The 14922-nt window shown below is 73.9% G+C and carries 14 protein-coding genes; 6 read left to right on the top strand and 8 right to left on the bottom strand.

Annotation, left to right across the window (positions count from 1 at the left end):
• The first annotated feature begins 109 nt into the window (after window positions 1-109).
• Both EF918_RS00470 and EF918_RS00465 read left to right on the top strand, forming a co-directional pair.
• The gene (locus EF918_RS00470) at window positions 110-2962 is read left to right on the top strand and encodes a TIR domain-containing protein (protein WP_125638701.1); all 2853 of its coding nucleotides are present in this window, start codon (window positions 110-112) and stop codon (window positions 2960-2962) included.
• A gap of 28 nt (window positions 2963-2990) precedes the next feature.
• The gene (locus tag EF918_RS00465; RefSeq protein WP_125638698.1) at window positions 2991-3683 is read left to right on the top strand and encodes a hypothetical protein; all 693 of its coding nucleotides are present in this window, start codon (window positions 2991-2993) and stop codon (window positions 3681-3683) included.
• On the opposite strand, the gene EF918_RS00460 is transcribed toward EF918_RS00465, so the two are convergent.
• From EF918_RS00460 to EF918_RS00440, 4 genes are read right to left on the bottom strand one after another with little or no spacing between them, the layout of a single operon-like run.
• On the bottom strand, window positions 3673-4278 hold the full coding sequence (locus EF918_RS00460; protein WP_312847799.1) for an ATP/GTP-binding protein: 606 nt from the start codon (window positions 4276-4278) through the stop codon (window positions 3673-3675). The two genes, EF918_RS00465 and EF918_RS00460, sit on opposite strands and share 11 nt — an antisense overlap.
• Window positions 4265-4807, bottom strand: coding sequence for a DUF742 domain-containing protein (locus tag EF918_RS00455; protein ID WP_221889676.1), 543 nt, complete (start codon window positions 4805-4807; stop codon window positions 4265-4267). Before EF918_RS00455 ends, EF918_RS00460 begins: the two co-directional genes overlap by 14 nt.
• Window positions 4807-5211 carry a roadblock/LC7 domain-containing protein gene (locus tag EF918_RS00445; protein ID WP_125638692.1) on the bottom strand — a complete coding sequence of 135 codons (405 nt, stop codon included), beginning with the start codon at window positions 5209-5211 and terminating at the stop codon, window positions 4807-4809. Before EF918_RS00445 ends, EF918_RS00455 begins: the two co-directional genes overlap by 1 nt.
• Complete coding sequence (locus EF918_RS00440; RefSeq protein ID WP_125638689.1) at window positions 5208-7502, bottom strand: sensor histidine kinase; 2295 nt, start codon at window positions 7500-7502, stop codon at window positions 5208-5210. Before EF918_RS00440 ends, EF918_RS00445 begins: the two co-directional genes overlap by 4 nt.
• Before the next feature lie 281 nt (window positions 7503-7783).
• Between EF918_RS00440 and EF918_RS00435 the strand changes: the two genes are divergently transcribed.
• The gene (locus tag EF918_RS00435) at window positions 7784-8212 is read left to right on the top strand and encodes an ester cyclase (RefSeq protein WP_125638686.1); all 429 of its coding nucleotides are present in this window, start codon (window positions 7784-7786) and stop codon (window positions 8210-8212) included.
• A 181-nt stretch (window positions 8213-8393) separates the two neighbouring features.
• Here the strand turns inward: EF918_RS00435 and msrB are convergent, their stop codons facing one another.
• From msrB to EF918_RS00415, 4 genes are all read right to left on the bottom strand, one after another.
• Entirely contained in the window at window positions 8394-8813 is a 420-nt protein-coding gene (gene msrB / locus EF918_RS00430; protein WP_125638683.1) for a peptide-methionine (R)-S-oxide reductase MsrB, read from the bottom strand.
• 25 nt (window positions 8814-8838) lie between these two features.
• Window positions 8839-10233 (bottom strand): UDP-N-acetylmuramate--L-alanine ligase, encoded by a 1395-nt coding sequence (gene murC, locus EF918_RS00425; protein WP_125638680.1) that lies wholly within the window; start codon window positions 10231-10233, stop codon window positions 8839-8841.
• Between the two features lie 64 nt (window positions 10234-10297).
• Window positions 10298-10765, bottom strand: a complete 468-nt coding sequence (locus EF918_RS00420; protein WP_125638677.1) for an indole-3-glycerol phosphate synthase — start codon at window positions 10763-10765, stop codon at window positions 10298-10300.
• A gap of 127 nt (window positions 10766-10892) precedes the next feature.
• Window positions 10893-11726: a pyrimidine reductase family protein gene (locus tag EF918_RS00415; RefSeq protein ID WP_125638674.1), complete on the bottom strand. Its 834-nt coding sequence runs from the start codon at window positions 11724-11726 to the stop codon at window positions 10893-10895.
• A 36-nt stretch (window positions 11727-11762) separates the two neighbouring features.
• Between EF918_RS00415 and zapE the strand changes: the two genes are divergently transcribed.
• From zapE to EF918_RS00400, 3 genes are all read left to right on the top strand, one after another.
• Window positions 11763-12866 carry a cell division protein ZapE gene (gene zapE, locus EF918_RS00410; RefSeq protein WP_125638671.1) on the top strand — a complete coding sequence of 368 codons (1104 nt, stop codon included), beginning with the start codon at window positions 11763-11765 and terminating at the stop codon, window positions 12864-12866.
• 70 nt (window positions 12867-12936) lie between these two features.
• Window positions 12937-13362 carry an OsmC family protein gene (locus EF918_RS00405; RefSeq protein WP_125638668.1) on the top strand — a complete coding sequence of 142 codons (426 nt, stop codon included), beginning with the start codon at window positions 12937-12939 and terminating at the stop codon, window positions 13360-13362.
• Between the two features lie 134 nt (window positions 13363-13496).
• A complete protein-coding gene (locus tag EF918_RS00400; RefSeq protein WP_125638665.1) occupies window positions 13497-14846 on the top strand; it encodes an alkaline phosphatase PhoX in 1350 nt (449 codons plus the stop codon).
• The last annotated feature ends 76 nt before the right edge of the window (window positions 14847-14922 follow it).

The following is a 14922-nucleotide window of genomic DNA, read 5'->3' as shown; positions in this document are numbered from 1 at the left end:
GGAGGCAGCCTCCCCCTTCTTCGCCGTACGCCCCCGAGCCGGCCTGCCGGGGGACTACGGTGGGTCCCCCGTCCGGAGGGCTGCCCGGACGGGGGACCCAGGGGGCGATGTGGTCGAGCGAGGACATCAGCAGGCGTACGACGCGTTCATCTCGTACAGTCACGCCTGGGACAAATCCGTCGCAAAGGCGTTCCAGGGCCACCTCCAAGGCTTCGACCGGCCTTGGTACCGGCCGCGGAGCTTACGGCTGTTCCGCGACGAGACCAACCTCGGCGCCAGCCCGCACCTGTGGCGGGAGATCGAGCAGGGGCTGGCCGCGTCGCGCTGGCTCGTGGTGCTGGCCTGCCCACGGGCGGCGCAGTCTCCGTGGGTACGGCAGGAGATCCGGTGGTGGCGCACCCACCGCTCCACCGACACCCTGCTCATCGCCTGGACGGACGGAACGCTGGCGTGGGACGCGGAGCGGACGGAGTTCGACTGGTCGCGGACCGACGCCCTGCCCCGCGAGGAGATCAGCGGGGCCTTCGCCGCGGAGCCGCGCTGGGTGGACCTGCGCTGGCTTCGCACCCCGGAACAGGCCAGCTCCGCGAACCCGCGGCTGCTGGAGTGCGTGGCGGAGTTCGTCGCGCCGCTGACCGGACGGCCCAAGGACGAGCTCATCGGCTCCCACGTCCGCCAGCACCGGCGGACCGTCCGCATGGTGCAGGCCACCGTCGTCCTACTGACCGTACTCCTGCTGACCGCCGTGACCGGCGGCGTCATCGCCTACCTCCAGCGCAACAACGCCCGTGCCCAGACCCTGGTCGCCCAGTCCCGGCAACTGGTGGCACAGGCGGCGGCGCTGCGCGACGGGCAACCGGACCTGGCACGTCAGTTACTGGTCCAGGCCTACCGGCTGGCGCCCACACCCGAGGTCCTCGGTGCCCTCGTCGACAGCGCCTCCTTGCCCCGCGTCCTGCACCTGCGGGGCGACGGCCACGGCATCGCCTTCAGCGCCACGGGGCTCCTGGCCGTGGCCGACGACGGGGTGCGACTGTTCGATCCCGAATCCCTCACCGTGCGGGCCACTCTGGAGGTGCCCGACCGCTCGGTACGGGCGCTCGCATTCAGCCCGGACGGCGCGCTGTTGGCGACCGGCGACGTGCACGGCGAGGTCCGGCTGTTCGACACGGCGAACGCTGCTACCGGAGGCTCACCCCGGCAGCTCGGGATCCTCGCCACGAGCACCGGATCCCACGCATTGCCCGACAGCACCGACTCCCTCGTGTTCACCCCCGATCACAGGCTGTTCGTGTCCACGGAGTACGGCGGTGCCGTACTGGACGTCCGGGACCCCGCCCGCCCGGTGGTCCTCGGCAGGCTGCCCGGGGACCTGGTGGCCGTCGCCCCGAACGGCCGGCTGCTCGCCACCCGTGAGAAGAACCAGCTCCTGCACCTGTGGACGGTCCCCGGGGCGGGACAGCAGGAGGAGGCCGGGGCCGGGCCGACCGGGGCCTTTCCGCTCCGTCAGGTCTCCACGCTCGCCGTGCCGTACGACAACCTCTTCTCCCACGGCGCGTTCAGTGCCGACGGCCAGTCACTGGCCTTCGGAGCCGGTCAAGGCAACGTCCGCTTCTGGGACGTCTCGGACCCTGCCCACCCGGCCGTCCGACCCGATCTGTTCGGGTCGGCCAAGGGAGTCGCCCACGGCACCGTCTCCTTCGCCCCGGACGGCAGGAGCCTGGCCACCGGGGCGGGAGACGGCGTCATCGCCCTGTGGGACGTGTACGACCCGCTGCGTCCTCGTGCCGGCGCCCGGTTGGGTGGCCACAGCGATGACGTCTCGGCAGCCGCCTACAGCCCGGACGGGCGACTGCTGGCCACCGTCGGCGCCTACGGCGGATCGCGGAACGCCGAGGACGGTCGGCCGAGCGACAACGCCGTCCGGCTCTGGCCGGTGTCCGGAGCCGAGCGGACCTCGGCGTTCACCACCCTTCCCGCACCCGCTTCCGCTCCTCCCACCTTCAGCTCGGACAGCCGGCTCCTGGCCGCCGGTCACCCCACCACCCTGTGGCGCACCGACGGCCGGAACACGCAGCGGCCCCTGGCCACCCTGGAGACGTTCAACGTCGGCGGGCAGGCTGTCGCCTTCGGGCCCGACGGGCACACCCTGGCCTCCGGGCTTCCCGTAGTGCTGTGGGACGTGGGGGACCCGGCGCACCCACGCTCGCTGACCCCCGCAGTGACACGGTCCGACGGGGCCCAGAGCATCGTCTTCGCCCCGGGGAAACCCTTACTGGCCGTGCAGAGCATGTTCGGACCGGTACAGCTGTGGGACGTCGGCGACCGCACGAAGCCGGTACAGCGCGCCAGCCTCGCCGGAACAGAGGCCATGGGCAGCCAGACCCTGGCGTTCAGCCCGGACGGCACCGTGCTGGCGACCCTGACGAAGGACGGTGCGGCCCGGCTGTGGCGGCTCGGCGAGGGAGCGGCGCCGAGCCCCGCAGGAGACGTCGGTCCGGGACAGCGGGTGACCTCGCTGGCGTTCGGCCCGCACGGACGCCTCCTGGTCGGTGCCGTCGACGGATCCGTCTCGGTATGGGAGACCGGAACCCCGCGGCCGAGCCGCAGGAGCACCTCCACCATGCACACCGGTCCGGTCGTCGGACTCGCCGTCCACCCCGACGGCAGCCTGGCCGCCAGCGCCGCGGAGGACGGGCGTGTCCGGCTGTGGGACGTCTCTGCCCCGGACCGCTTGGTGGAGCTCACGTCACTGAGCGGTGGCGGGCTGCTCTCCTCGGCGACGGTCGCGTTCAGTCCGGACGGACGGTTGCTGGCGGTCAGCCGGGCGGACGAGGTGCAACTGTGGTCCGTCGAGCGGGACGCGATCCTGCGACGGCTGTGCGCCCAGTCCCCGAGGATCACGCCCGAACAGTGGGTGCAGTACCTGCCCGAGCACGCCTACGACCCGCCCTGCGCGTGAGTGGCGGGACGACGGAAGGAGATCACGGATGACCATCGGGAAGCGGTTCGCGTCGACGGGCCTCATGGGACTCCTCCTGCTGAGCGCGGGGTGCGGGGGCCCCGGCGCGTCCCCGCGGATCTCGGCCGGCCCGCCGTCGGCGCCCGCCCCGTCGTCCCCGGCGGCTGCCGTGCCCCCCACCGGATCATCACCGACGGCCTCCGCGGCCGTCGTCGGACCGGCCCCGGGCGACCTGCACGAAGTGGACTGGGCCTCCACGCCGTTCCCGGGCGAGTACTGCGACGTACCGGGCCTGGTCCGGTCCAGTGACTCGGACCAGGTCAAGGAACACTCCCGCACCTGGGGAGCGGTCCACGTGTTCCGGTACGCCGAGGTGACCTACGGCGATCTCGACGGGGACGGCCGCGACGAGGCGGCGATCAGCGTGAGCTGCGACAACGGCGGGGGCACCGCCTCCGGACAACTCGTCTTCGGCTACGTGGTGTTCGGCCGCTCCGCCGCCGGACTGGTGGCCCTCGGCTCGCTCACCGCCCGGCAGCGTCCGTCGGGGGTGGCCACCACGCGGATGGGCGGCGTGGTCCTCGGCCCGGGACGGGCCACCGTGACCGAGCACTGGTACCACCCGGAGGACCCCACGTGCTGCCCCCAGGGCCGCGCCACCACGGTCTGGACCTACGAGAACCAGCGCTTCGTCCCGACCTCGCCCCGCATCACCTCGTGACCGCCGGCTCCGGTTCCGTGTCCGGGGCCTCGGTGATCAGGACGTCCAGCAGGGCCAGGAGGGCGTCGCGGACGTCGGGGCGGTTTCTGGCGTCCAGCATCAGGACCGGGGTGGCCGGGTCGCGCAGGTGGAGGGCCGCCGCGATCTCCTCGGCGGTGTAGGGCTGGACGCCGTGGAAGCAGTTCGCGCCGATCACGAACGGCAGGCCGCGGCTCTCGAAGAAGTCGACGGCCGCGAAACTGCGGTCCAGGCGGCGGGTGTCGACCAGGACGATCGCGCCCAGGGCGCCGCTGAGCAGGTCGTCCCACATGAACCAGAACCGCTCCTGGCCCGGTGTGCCGAACAGGTACAGGACCACACCGGCGTCGTCCAGGGTGAGCCGGCCGAAGTCCATGGCCACCGTGGTGACCGCCTTGGACTCGATGCCGTCGAGGTCGTCCACGCCCACCCCGGCGGACGTCAGCCGCTCCTCCGTGCGCAGCGGCGCTATCTCGGAGATCGTCTCGACCAGCGTGGTCTTGCCGACCCCGAATCCCCCCGCGACGAGGATCTTGACGGGGGCCGCCTGGGGCGCAGAGGTGTCATATCCGGGCAAGGTTGTCCCTGATTCTCCTGAGCAGGTGGACATTGCTGGTCTCGGCGCCCGCCAAGGGCGCCCGGTGGTGGATCAGCCCCCGGTCGGCGAGTTCGCCGAGGAGCAGCGTCATCGGGGTGAGCCGGATGTGCATCCGGGCCGCGAGCTCCGCGACCGCCCGCCCGTCGGGCGAGGGGCACAGGGCGAGCACGGCCCGCCATTCGGAGGGCAGGCTGCTGTCGGCGCCCGGGTCCACCGCCGCCGTGATGGTGGTGTCCATCGTCAGGACGGTGTGCGGGGCGGCGGTACGGCCGTCGGTGAGGGCGTACAGCCGGGTCCGGCGTCCGCGAGGCGGGCGCGCCGGCAACCGCTCCCCGGCCGCCGCCGTGCCCTCCCCGGCCGGCGCGACGCCCTCCCCGGCCGGCGCGACGCCTTCCTCGGCCCGCGCGCCTTCGCCGGCGTCCTCGCCGTGGGCCTGGTCCTGCGGCGCCCGGGCGTCGGTGGCGGCGGGCGTCGGGTGCTCCGCCGCGTCCGGCGTGTCGTCCGGCATTACGACGCGTGCGGCTGGACGCGCTCCGGGGTGCCCAACCACTCGCCGAGCGCCTGGGCCGTGCGGACCGCCTCGCCGCCCAGTTCCCCGAGGCGGGCCTTGCGGGAGGTGACCACGATGAGGGTGCTGCCCTCGCCGCAGCCGACGATGCACAGGTAGCGGTCGTCCATCTCGACGAGCTGGCGGATCACCCGGCCGCCGTCGATCTCGCGGGATATCGCCTTCATCGTGGCCGCCACCCCGGAGGAGGCGGCCGCGATGCGCTCGGCCTGGTCCCGGTCGAGGCGGTAGTCGCTGAGCCTGATGCCGTCGTTGGACAGCAGCACCGCGCCCTCGATGCCGGCGATCCGGCTCAGATTGTTGTCCAGGACGCTGTAGATCATGTCGTGGGAGGTCGTCGTCATGGCTGTTCCTGTCGCAGCTCGATTTCCACTGTCTGGGTCCCCTCTTCGTAGTCCGCCCAGGCGTCTGCCACCTCTTCGGGCGTCTCGGTGTCGGGGCGGGGTTCCGGCTCGGGCGTCCGCGGCTCGCGGAGCTGTTCCGTCATATGGGTCTGCGGCACGCGCTGGGGCAGGCCCGGACGGGCGCCCTCGTCGGTGCCCGCCGCCCGGCGGGCCGGCAGCCCGGCCGCGGTGTGCAGCAGGACCGGCGCCGGGGCGCGTACGGGCGCGGGCGCGGCCACGGGCTCCGGCGTGCGGGCCGGGAGCGGCTCCGGGTCCGGGGCCTGGGTGCGGCGCGGGGCCTTGGCGTGCTGCGAGGCCAGCAGCGAGCCGGGCAGGACCACCACGGCCGAGGTGCCGCCGAAGACCGAGCGGCGCAGGGTCACCGTGGCGCCGAGCTGGTCGGCGAGGTGGCCGACCACGAACAGGCCGAGCCGGTGGGCCTCCTCGGCGAGGACGGCGTACGGCGGGGCCGAGTGCAGTCGCCGGTTCATCTCCTCGTAGCTGGCGGCGGACACCCGGGGCCCGCGGTCCTCGATCTCGACCGACAGCCCGTCCGCGACCACCTCGGCGCGGATGACCACCTTCGACCGCGGCGGGGAGAACCGGGTGGCGTTGTCCAGCAGTTCCGCCAGCAGATGGCTGATCTGGCTGATCACCTGGGGTTCCACGGTGGCCTCGTCGAGGGCCTGGCGTTCGATGCGCCGGAAGTCCTCGACCTCGGCCGCGGCTTCGCGCAGCAGGTCGGCGATGCGCATGGGCTCGGTGTGCGGGTCGGGGATCTCGCCGCCCGCGAGGATCAGGAGGTTCTCGATCTGCCGGCGCATGCCGACGGTGAGCTGGTCGGCGCGCATCAACTCGGCGAGCAGCGCCTCGTCGTGGCCGAAGGCGTCCTGGAGGTCCTCGGTCAGGCTCAGCTGACGGCTGACCAGGTTGCCGGTGCGCGAGGCGATGCCGGAGGCGAACAGGCCGAAGCCGTGCCGCTCGGCCGCGAGCTGGCGGTGCCCGTCGACGGACACGGCCACGGCGCGGGCGAAGGCGTCGCTGATCCGGCCGACCTCGTCCTGCTCGCCGCGGACGACGGGCAGGGCCGCCTCGTCGACCGGCTGGCCGCGGTGGAGCCGCTCCACGACGTCCGGCAGGGTCCGTTCGGCGATGGTGACGGTCCGCCGGTGCAGGCTGTCGAGGCGGCGCAGCACCGAGCGGGTGGTGAGCACGACGACGCCCGCGACCAGCAGCAGGATCGCGACGCTGAGGCCGACCAGCCGGTAGACCTCGTCCTCCAGTGCGTCCGCCCGTGCGTCGGCGTGGGCGAGCTGGGCCAGGCCGCGATCGGCGGTGAGCTGGGCCAGTTGCGGGGCGAACTGCTGGTACGCGGCCGGCCAGCCGGCCACCTGCGCGGGCAGCCGCACCCCGGTCTCCAGGTCCTTGCGCTCGGAGGCGACCGCGCCCTCGATGCTCAGCTTGGTCAGCCAGGCGTTGGAGCTGGTGATCCGCCCGTAGAACTCGCGCTGCTCGGTGGGCAGGTAGGGCACGACGTGGGACTCGTACAGGTACCGGTGGGCGCCGACCGCGTCGAGGAAGGCGGAGAAGCCGGCGGCGCTCAGTTCCCGGCCGGGCCCGGCGAGCGCGAGGAAGGCGTCCTCGCGGGAGACCATCTCCGCCGCCGCGAGCGTGGCGACGACCACGCGGCTCTCCTGGGAGAGCTCGACGTCCTCGGAGTGGTTGAACCCGTCCTGGTAGAGCCGGATGATCCGGTCGATGACGTCGGTGTAGTAGCCGAGCGCCTTCTCGGAGCCGCCGCCCTTCGCGTCGACCCGGTCGCGCTGGGCCGTCAGGCCGTCGAGCGCGGCGGTCACCTCGGTCAGCAGCCGGGTCACGTCCGGGGCACGGTGCGGGCCGACGGCCGTGGACCGGCGGAACTCGGCCGCGGCCCGGTCGGTGGCGGCGCGTCCGTCGCGCTGCTCGCTGGCGGGCACGGGGGTGCCGGCCCAACGTGCGGCGGTGACGCGGCGTTCGGCCTGGAGCGTGCCGAGCAGTCGGAACAGCGGCTCCCCGACGCGCCGGCCGTCCGCCACGTGGGTCCGCAGGTGCTCGGCCTGCGCGAGCTGCCGCTGGGCGACCAGTCCGGTCAGGGTCGCCATCGCCACGGTGGGGACGACGGCCAGGCAGATCAGCAGGGTGCGCAGGCGGACGGTCCGCCGTCGCCGGCCGGCACGGGGCGCCGGTGCGCCTTCGGGTTCAGTGGCAGACATCGGCAGACATCGGTCCTCGGGAGCGGCAGGGAACGGACGGCAGGCGGGAGAACGTCCTTGCGAAGGGGCTGATCATATCCAGCCATGGCCGAACCCGACATGGCCACGGCGAAATCGGCGAGAACCACGGAGGAACGTGCGGCGGCACGGGCGGCACGGGGCGCCGCGCGTGCCACCGAGCCGGGCGACACGGGGCGCCGCCGTCGAAGCGCCGCGCGTTGAACCGCCGCCCGCCCCCGCGCGTAGGAACAGTGACACGGCGTCCCGGAGAGGCGGAGCGGATGACGGACAGGGCCGAGCGCGAGGCACTGGTGCGGGAGCACATGGAGAGCGAGAACCGGCACGCGTTCGACGCCACGCTCCGGACCTTCGCCACCCACCCCCGGTACGAGATCGTCGCGGGCGGCCGGGTGTACGACGGACCGGCCGAGGTGGCCGCCTACTACCGGGCCACCCGGGCGGCCTTCCCCGACCAGCGCAACGACCTCGTCTCGCTGCGCCATGCCGACGACGCCGTGGTGGTCGAGTTCGACCTGCACGGCACGCACCTCGGCGAGCTGTACGGGTTCCCGCCCACCGGGCGGTCCTTCAGGTGCCGGATGCTGGCCCTGTTCCTCTTCGAGGGCCGGGAACTCGTCTGCGAGCGGGTGTACTTCGACGCGCTGACCGTGCTGGCGCAGCTCGGCCTCGCGCCGGCCCTGCCGGACTGACCCGATCCGGCCTCGGCGCCCGGCCCGGCCGGACTGACCGGCCCTGCCGGACCGACCCGACCCGGCCTCGGCGCCCGCCCGGCCGCCCGGCCTAAGTGCCCGGCCCGGCCTCGGCGCCCCCGCTCGCGCGGGGCCCGGGTGCCGCCTCGGCGGCCGGGCCCCGCGCGGGGCGTCGTAGGGGTCAGGCCCCGGCGGCGTCGGAGTCCGGCGTCAGCCGCAGCGAGATGCTGTTGATGCAGTACCGCTGGTCCGTGGGCGTGCCGTAGCCCTCGCCCTCGAAGACATGGCCCAGGTGGGAGCCGCAGCGGGCGCAGCGGACCTCCGTGCGGACCATGCCGTGCGAGGTGTCGGCGAGGAGCTCGACCGCGTCGGAGTCCTTCGGGTCGAAGAAGGACGGCCAGCCACAGTGCGAGTCGAACTTGGTCTCGGAGCGGAACAGCTCCGCGCCGCAGGCGCGGCACGCGTAGGTGCCGACCGTCTTGGTGTCGGTGTACTCACCGCGGAAGGCGGGCTCGGTGCCGGCCAGGCGCAGGACCTGGTACTCGGAGGGGGTCAGCTCCGCCTGCCACTGCTCGTCGGTCTTCTCCACTTCGTACGCCATGGCGTGTGTCTCCCGCTCCCTCGGTTCAGTGCGACAGGTGCGCGAGGATCTGCGGACCGATGTCCGTGACGTCTCCCGCGCCCATGGTGAGAACGAGATCACCGGGCTTGGCCATTCCCGCGATCACCCCGGCCGCCGCCGCCTTGTCGTGCTCGGCGGTGACGTCGGCGCCGGCCGCCCGGGCCGCGGCGATGATGATCTCGCTGGTGACGCCGGGGACCGGGTCCTCGCGGGCCGGGTAGATGTCCAGGACCACGGAGGCGTCGGCGAGGGCCAGGGCCTGGCCCATCTCCGTACCGAGCTCCTGGGTGCGGGAGAACAGGTGGGGCTGGAAGAGGACCAGGATCCGGGAGTCGGCGGCGGCGCCGCGGATGGCCTCCAGGTCGGCGGTCATCTCGGTGGGGTGGTGCGCGTAGGAGTCGATGACCTGGACCCCGGCGGCCTCGCCCTTGAGCTGGAGGCGGCGCTTGACGCCGGTGTACTTGCCGAGGGCGGCGGCCAGGTCCTCGGCCGGGACGCCCAGGGCGACGCCGGCGGCCAGGGCGGCGACGGCGTTGTGCGCGTAGTGGCGGCCCGGGACGGAGACGGTGAAGACGATCTCGCGGCCGGCGATGTCGACGCGGACCTCGCTGGTCAGGCCGCGCGGGGTGACGGCCAGGATGCGGACGTCGGACTTCTCGGACTCGCCGTAGGTGACGACGTTCAGGTCCTCCTTGCCGGCGACCCGGGCGGCGATCTCGGCGGCGCCCTCCTGGTCGGCGGCGACGACCAGGGTGCCCCCGGGGACGACCTTGCCGACGAAGGTCTCGAAGGACTCGTAGATCTCGTCCATCGAGGCGTAGTTCGCGTGGTGGTCGAGCTCGGCGTTGAGGATGATCGCGACCTGCGGGTCGTACTTGTGGAAGCTGCGGTCGCTCTCGTCCGCCTCGGCCACGAAGATGTCGCCGGTGCCGTGGTGGGCGTTGGAGCCGGGGGCGTCGAGGTCGCCGCCGATGGCGTACGAGGGGTCCAGGCCCAGGGCGGAGAGGGAGACCGCCAGCATCGAGGTGGTGGTGGTCTTGCCGTGCGTGCCGGCCACGGCGATGGGCCGCAGGCCCTGCATCAGGCCGGCCAGCGCGTCGGAGCGGTGGACCACGGGCACGCCCAGCTCGGCGGCGCGGGCCAGCTCCGGGTTGTCGGCGCGGATGGCGCTGGAGACGACGACGCAGGTGGCGTCGTCGGCGAGGTGGCCGGCGGCGTGCCCGATGTGGACCGTGGCGCCGTGGGCGCGCAGCGCCTGGGCGGTCTCGGAGTCCCGGGCGTCGCTGCCGGCGACGAGGGCGCCGCGCTGGGCCAGGATCTTGGCGATCCCGGACATCCCGGCGCCGCCGATGCCGATGAAGTGCGGGCGGTCCATGGCGGTCGGCAGGCCGGGCGTCATACGGGGTGCTCCAGGATCGAGACGAAGGGTCGGACGGTGCACGGTGGAGCTGTGCGGGCCCAGCCTATTCGTTGTGGGCGAAGAGCTTCAGCACCGGAACGCCGACCTTGTGGCGCGCCCGGGAGGCCCAGTCCCGGTGGAAGAACTCCTCCACGAAGTGCGGGGCGGTCAGAACGATCACCTCGTCGGCGCCGGACTCCTCCACGACGGTCTTGAGCCTGTCGAGCGGATGGTCCTCGATGATCTCCCCGACGGCGGTGCAGCCGCGCTTGCGCAGGGCGGCCAGGGAGTGGGCGAGCGCCTGCTCGGCGGGGCCGCGGGCCTCGGCGCCCTCCGGCTCGTCGCCCTCACGGATCGCGTCCGGGATCTCGCCGAGCGCGACGTCGTCGATGGCGCGCAACAGCCGGTCCTGGTCGCCCCGCGGCTGCATCAGGACGCGGAAGGTGACCGGGTCGTCCCCGTGCAGCGTGGTGACGAAGTCCACGTCCACGGATGTCAGGGGCTTCTCGATCATCAAAACGCTCGTGAACACGGACGCCCTCTCCTTCATGGGCCCGTGCAGGCCCCTGCGGAAACCATCCTGCCCCGCATGCGCACGGGGCCGGCCCAGGTATATGTGCCCAGCGGAGGCAAAGCGGAACGAGAAATTCCGCCCCTTGTCAGATCCGACGGTAGCTCGTGTACAGGAACCCGGCCTCTTCCAGTACGGACGCCAGCACGAGCCGGGCCGGCACGGCCATCGCGGGTCCTCCGGCGATGCGCTGGGCGTCACCCGCCGTGAGCATCGGCGACACCGTCAGGCACAGCTCGTCCAGCACCCCGGCCGCCACGAACTGGCCCAGCAGGCGGGGGCCGCCCTCGGTGAGCTGCCGCCGCAGCCCCCGCCCGGCCAGGGCCCGTACGGCCCGCTGCGGGTCCACGGTCGCGCCCTCGCCCGCGAAGACCACCTCGGCCCCGGCCGCGGTGGCCGCGGCCACCCGGTCCGACGGGGCGCCGGCGCCGGTGACCACCAGCGTGGGCACCAGCGGGGCGGTGAACAGCGGCAGGGAGAAGTCCAGGTCCAGGCCGGCCGTGACCACCGCGATGGCGGGCGCGGGGCCCTGGCCGGCCGCCGCCCGGCGGGCGGCGAAGGCCTCCCGGGCGCGGGCCGGGCGGTAGCCCTCCTGACGAACCGTTTCGGCCCCGACCACCACGACGTCCGCCAGCGCCCGCAGGGTGCCGAAGACGCGCATGTCGGTCTCGCTGGAGATGGGCTGCGAGCGGCCGTCGTGCTGGGCGGCCCCGTCGAGCGTGGAGACCATGTTCGCGCGCAGCCAGTGCGTGGCCCCGGTGTCCCCGGCCGTGCCGCTCGCGTCCCCGGCGGCTCCGGCTCCGCGGTCCCCGGCCGGCTCGGGATAGGCGTAGGCCTCGGCCAGCTCGTCCAGCGACCACTCGCGGTCGTCGGCCATGGCGCCGGGCAGTGTCTGATCGGTCACAGGGAACAGGCGTCGCATCGGTGCAGTGTGCCACGCGCCGTAGAGTGGAATGCTGTGCCGACTTCACTCTCCCCGTCCGGTTCCGCCACCGGGCGGAGTCCGATAGCCGACGCGGGCCCGCAGTCCCTGTGCGCCCGCGAGCCCCATGTGCCCGCCGAGCGGCTGGTCGCCGAGATGGTGCCGCCGCCGCGCTTCGACGGGGTGCGCTTCGAGACGTACCGGCCGGACCCGAACCAGCCCAGCCAGGCCGAGGCCGTCGCCACCCTGAGCGGCTTCGCCGCCGGGCTCGGCGGGGCCCACGCCTCGGGCGCCGGCAAGCGCCGCTGGTTCTCCCGGGCCCCCAAGCCCCAGGCCGGCCCCCGCGGGGTCTACCTCGACGGCGGCTACGGCGTCGGCAAGACCCACCTGCTGGCCTCGCTCTGGCACGCCACCCCGGCCGAGCCCTCGCTCAAGGCCTTCGGCACCTTCGTGGAGCTGACCAACCTGGTCGGCGCGCTCGGCTTCCAGCAGACCGTGCAGACCCTGGGCGGGCACCGGCTGCTGTGCATCGACGAGTTCGAGCTCGACGACCCGGGCGACACCGTGCTCGTCTCCAGCCTGCTGAGCAAGCTCGTCGAGCAGGGCGTGGCGCTCGCCGCCACCTCCAACACGCTGCCCGGCAAGCTCGGCGAGGGCCGGTTCGCCGCCGTGGACTTCCTCCGCGAGATCCAGGGCCTGTCGGCGCACTTCCGCCCGCTGCGCATCGACGGCGAGGACTACCGCCACCGCGGCCTGCCCGAGGCGCCGGCCCCCTACTCCGACGAGCAGGTCGCCAAGGCCGCGTACGCCACCCCCGGCGCGACCTTCGACGCCTTCCCGGGCCTGCTGGAGCACCTGGCCAAGGTGCACCCCAGCCGCTACGGCGCGCTGACCGAGGGCATATCGGCGGTCTGCCTGACCGATGTGACGCCGGTCCCGGACCAGTCGACCGCGCTGCGCCTGGTGGTGCTCGCCGACCGGCTGTACGACCGGGAGATACCCGTGCTCGCCTCGGGCGCGCCGTTCGACCGGCTGTTCAGTGAAGAGATGCTGAACGGCGGTTACCGCAAGAAGTACTTCCGGGCCATCTCGCGGCTCACCGCTCTGGCGCGTGACGCGAAGGGGCTGGTGGCGCAGTAGGTTGGGGGACGCCGGGTCGGCCGCAGGCCGGTGCCCGGTCGTTTCCGCTTCTTCTGCGAAGGGATCCACCATGGCCACGGTCCGCCACGCGCACACCATCTGGGAAGGCGACCTGCTCAAGGGCAAGGGTGTCGTCCACCTCGACTCCTCGGGCATCGGCTCGTACGAGGTCTCCTGGCCGGCCCGTTCCGAGGAGCCGAACGGCAGGACCAGCCCCGAGGAGCTGATCGCCGCGGCCCACTCCAGCTGCTTCTCGATGGCGCTGTCGCACGGCCTGGCCGGCGCGGGCACCCCGCCCACCCGCCTGGAGACCAAGGCCGACGTCACCTTCCAGCCGGGCGAGGGCATCACGGGCATCCACCTCACCGTCCGCGGTGAGGTCCCCGGCCTCGACCACGACGGGTTCGTCGCCGCCGCCGAGGAGGCGAAGAAGAACTGCCCGGTCAGCCAGGCCCTGACCGGTACGACGATCACCCTGAGCGTCGAGCAGGCCTGAGCCCCGGCCGCACCTGCGGCGTCCGCCGCGCGGAGCGCCCCCGGCGGGTGCTCCGCGCGTCGCCCGGGCGGCCCCCGGCCCGCGTGGTACCACGACTGGCGTCACATCTCCTGTCCCGTCGTGGGGAGTTGCCGATGTCCGTGGACCGTCGCAAGGTACTGGCGGGCGCCGCCGTGGCGTTCGGCGGGGCGCTGGGCGCCCTGTTCGCCGGCACGCCGAGGGCCCTGCCGCAGGGCCGCACCCCCGGGTACGGTCCGCTCGTCCCCGATCCGCACGGGCTGCTGGACCTGCCCGACGGGTTCTCGTACCGGCTGCTGTCCCGGGCCGGTGACCCCCTGTGGTCCGGCGGCGGGCGGGTCCCGGGCCACTGCGACGGCATGGCCGCCTTCCCCGCCGGGCGCGGCGGGGTCCGGCTGGCCCGCAACCACGAGAACCGCGTCGACGCCCCGCATCCGGTCCCGAAGGTCCCCGGCCTGGTGTACGACCCGTACGCCGTCGGCGGGGTCACCGTCCTCTCGCTCGACGGGCGCGGCGAGCTGACCGGGGAGCGGGTGGCCCTCGCCGGTACGGCCGTCAACTGCGCGGGCGGACGCACCCCGTGGCACACCTGGCTGTCCTGCGAGGAGACCGAGGACCGGGCGGGCACCGCCGGTTACGCCGAGGACCACGGGTACGTCTTCGAGGTCGACCCGGCCGACCCGCTGCGCACCGGGGCGGTCCCGCTGACCGCGCTCGGCCGGTTCCCGCACGAGGCCGTGGCCGTGGACCCGTACCGGGGGGTCGTCTACGAGACCGAGGACGCCTTCGTGGCGCCGTTCGGGCTGTTCTACCGCTTCCTGCCGGACCGGCCGCTGGGCGGCACCGGTTCGCTGCGGGCGGGCGGCACGCTGGAGGCCATGCGGGTCCCGGGGGTTGCGGACCTGGCCGCGGTGCGGGAGCCGGGCACCGAGTTGCCCGTCGAGTGGGTGCCGGTGCCGGACCCGTCGGCGGCCCGTACCCCGGTGCGGCTCCAGGACTTCGGGCCGGGCGGGATCACGCACGCGCAGAAGCTGGAGGGCTGCTACTGGGGCGGCAGCGGGGTGTACTTCGTCTCCAGCTACGCGCGCCGCCGCGAGGGGGCGGTCGCCGACCACTTCGGGCAGGTGTGGTTCCACGATCCGCACGCCCGGCTGATCCGCCTGGAGGTGGTCTTCGGCCCGGCCACCGACGTGACCCTGCCCGGTGACTCCCCGGACAACATCTGCCTCGCCCCGGACGGGGGCCTGATGGTGTGCGAGGACGGGGGCGGGGCGCAGTACGTCTTCGGTGTGACCCGGCGCGGCACGGTGTACCCGGTGGCCCGCGCCGCCGAGGACATCGGCACGGGGGGTGCGCCGCTGTGGAGCGAGTTCGCCGGGGTGACCTTCGCCCCCGACGGCCGCACGATGTACGTCAACGCCTACGACCCGGGGACCACCTTCGCGGTGACGGGGCCGTGGCGGTGACCGGCCCGGGCGGGAGCGGCCCGGGCGGGAGCGGCCCGGGCGGGAGCGGCCCGGGCCGGGGCGGCCGGCCCGGGGG

It is taken from the genome of Streptomyces sp. WAC06614, from assembly GCF_003949795.1.
Lineage (GTDB): Bacteria > Actinomycetota > Actinomycetes > Streptomycetales > Streptomycetaceae > Streptomyces.
This window is presented reverse-complemented; position numbering and strand designations above follow the sequence as displayed.

Bases quoted from the DNA above. Each gene is read 5' to 3' on its own strand.
- EF918_RS00465 (WP_125638698.1), top strand. From the start codon at position 2,991: ATGACCATCGGGAAGCGGTTCGCGTCGACGGGCCTCATGGGACTCCTC.
- EF918_RS00455 (WP_221889676.1), bottom strand. From the start codon at position 4,807: ATGCCGGACGACACGCCGGACGCGGCGGAGCACCCGACGCCCGCCGCC.
- EF918_RS00445 (WP_125638692.1), bottom strand. From the start codon at position 5,211: ATGACGACGACCTCCCACGACATGATCTACAGCGTCCTGGACAACAAT.
- EF918_RS00440 (WP_125638689.1), bottom strand. From the start codon at position 7,502: ATGTCTGCCACTGAACCCGAAGGCGCACCGGCGCCCCGTGCCGGCCGG.
- EF918_RS00435 (WP_125638686.1), top strand. From the start codon at position 7,784: ATGACGGACAGGGCCGAGCGCGAGGCACTGGTGCGGGAGCACATGGAG.
- msrB (WP_125638683.1), bottom strand. From the start codon at position 8,813: ATGGCGTACGAAGTGGAGAAGACCGACGAGCAGTGGCAGGCGGAGCTG.
- murC (WP_125638680.1), bottom strand. From the start codon at position 10,233: ATGACGCCCGGCCTGCCGACCGCCATGGACCGCCCGCACTTCATCGGC.
- EF918_RS00415 (WP_125638674.1), bottom strand. From the start codon at position 11,726: ATGCGACGCCTGTTCCCTGTGACCGATCAGACACTGCCCGGCGCCATG.
- EF918_RS00405 (WP_125638668.1), top strand. From the start codon at position 12,937: ATGGCCACGGTCCGCCACGCGCACACCATCTGGGAAGGCGACCTGCTC.
- EF918_RS00400 (WP_125638665.1), top strand. From the start codon at position 13,497: ATGTCCGTGGACCGTCGCAAGGTACTGGCGGGCGCCGCCGTGGCGTTC.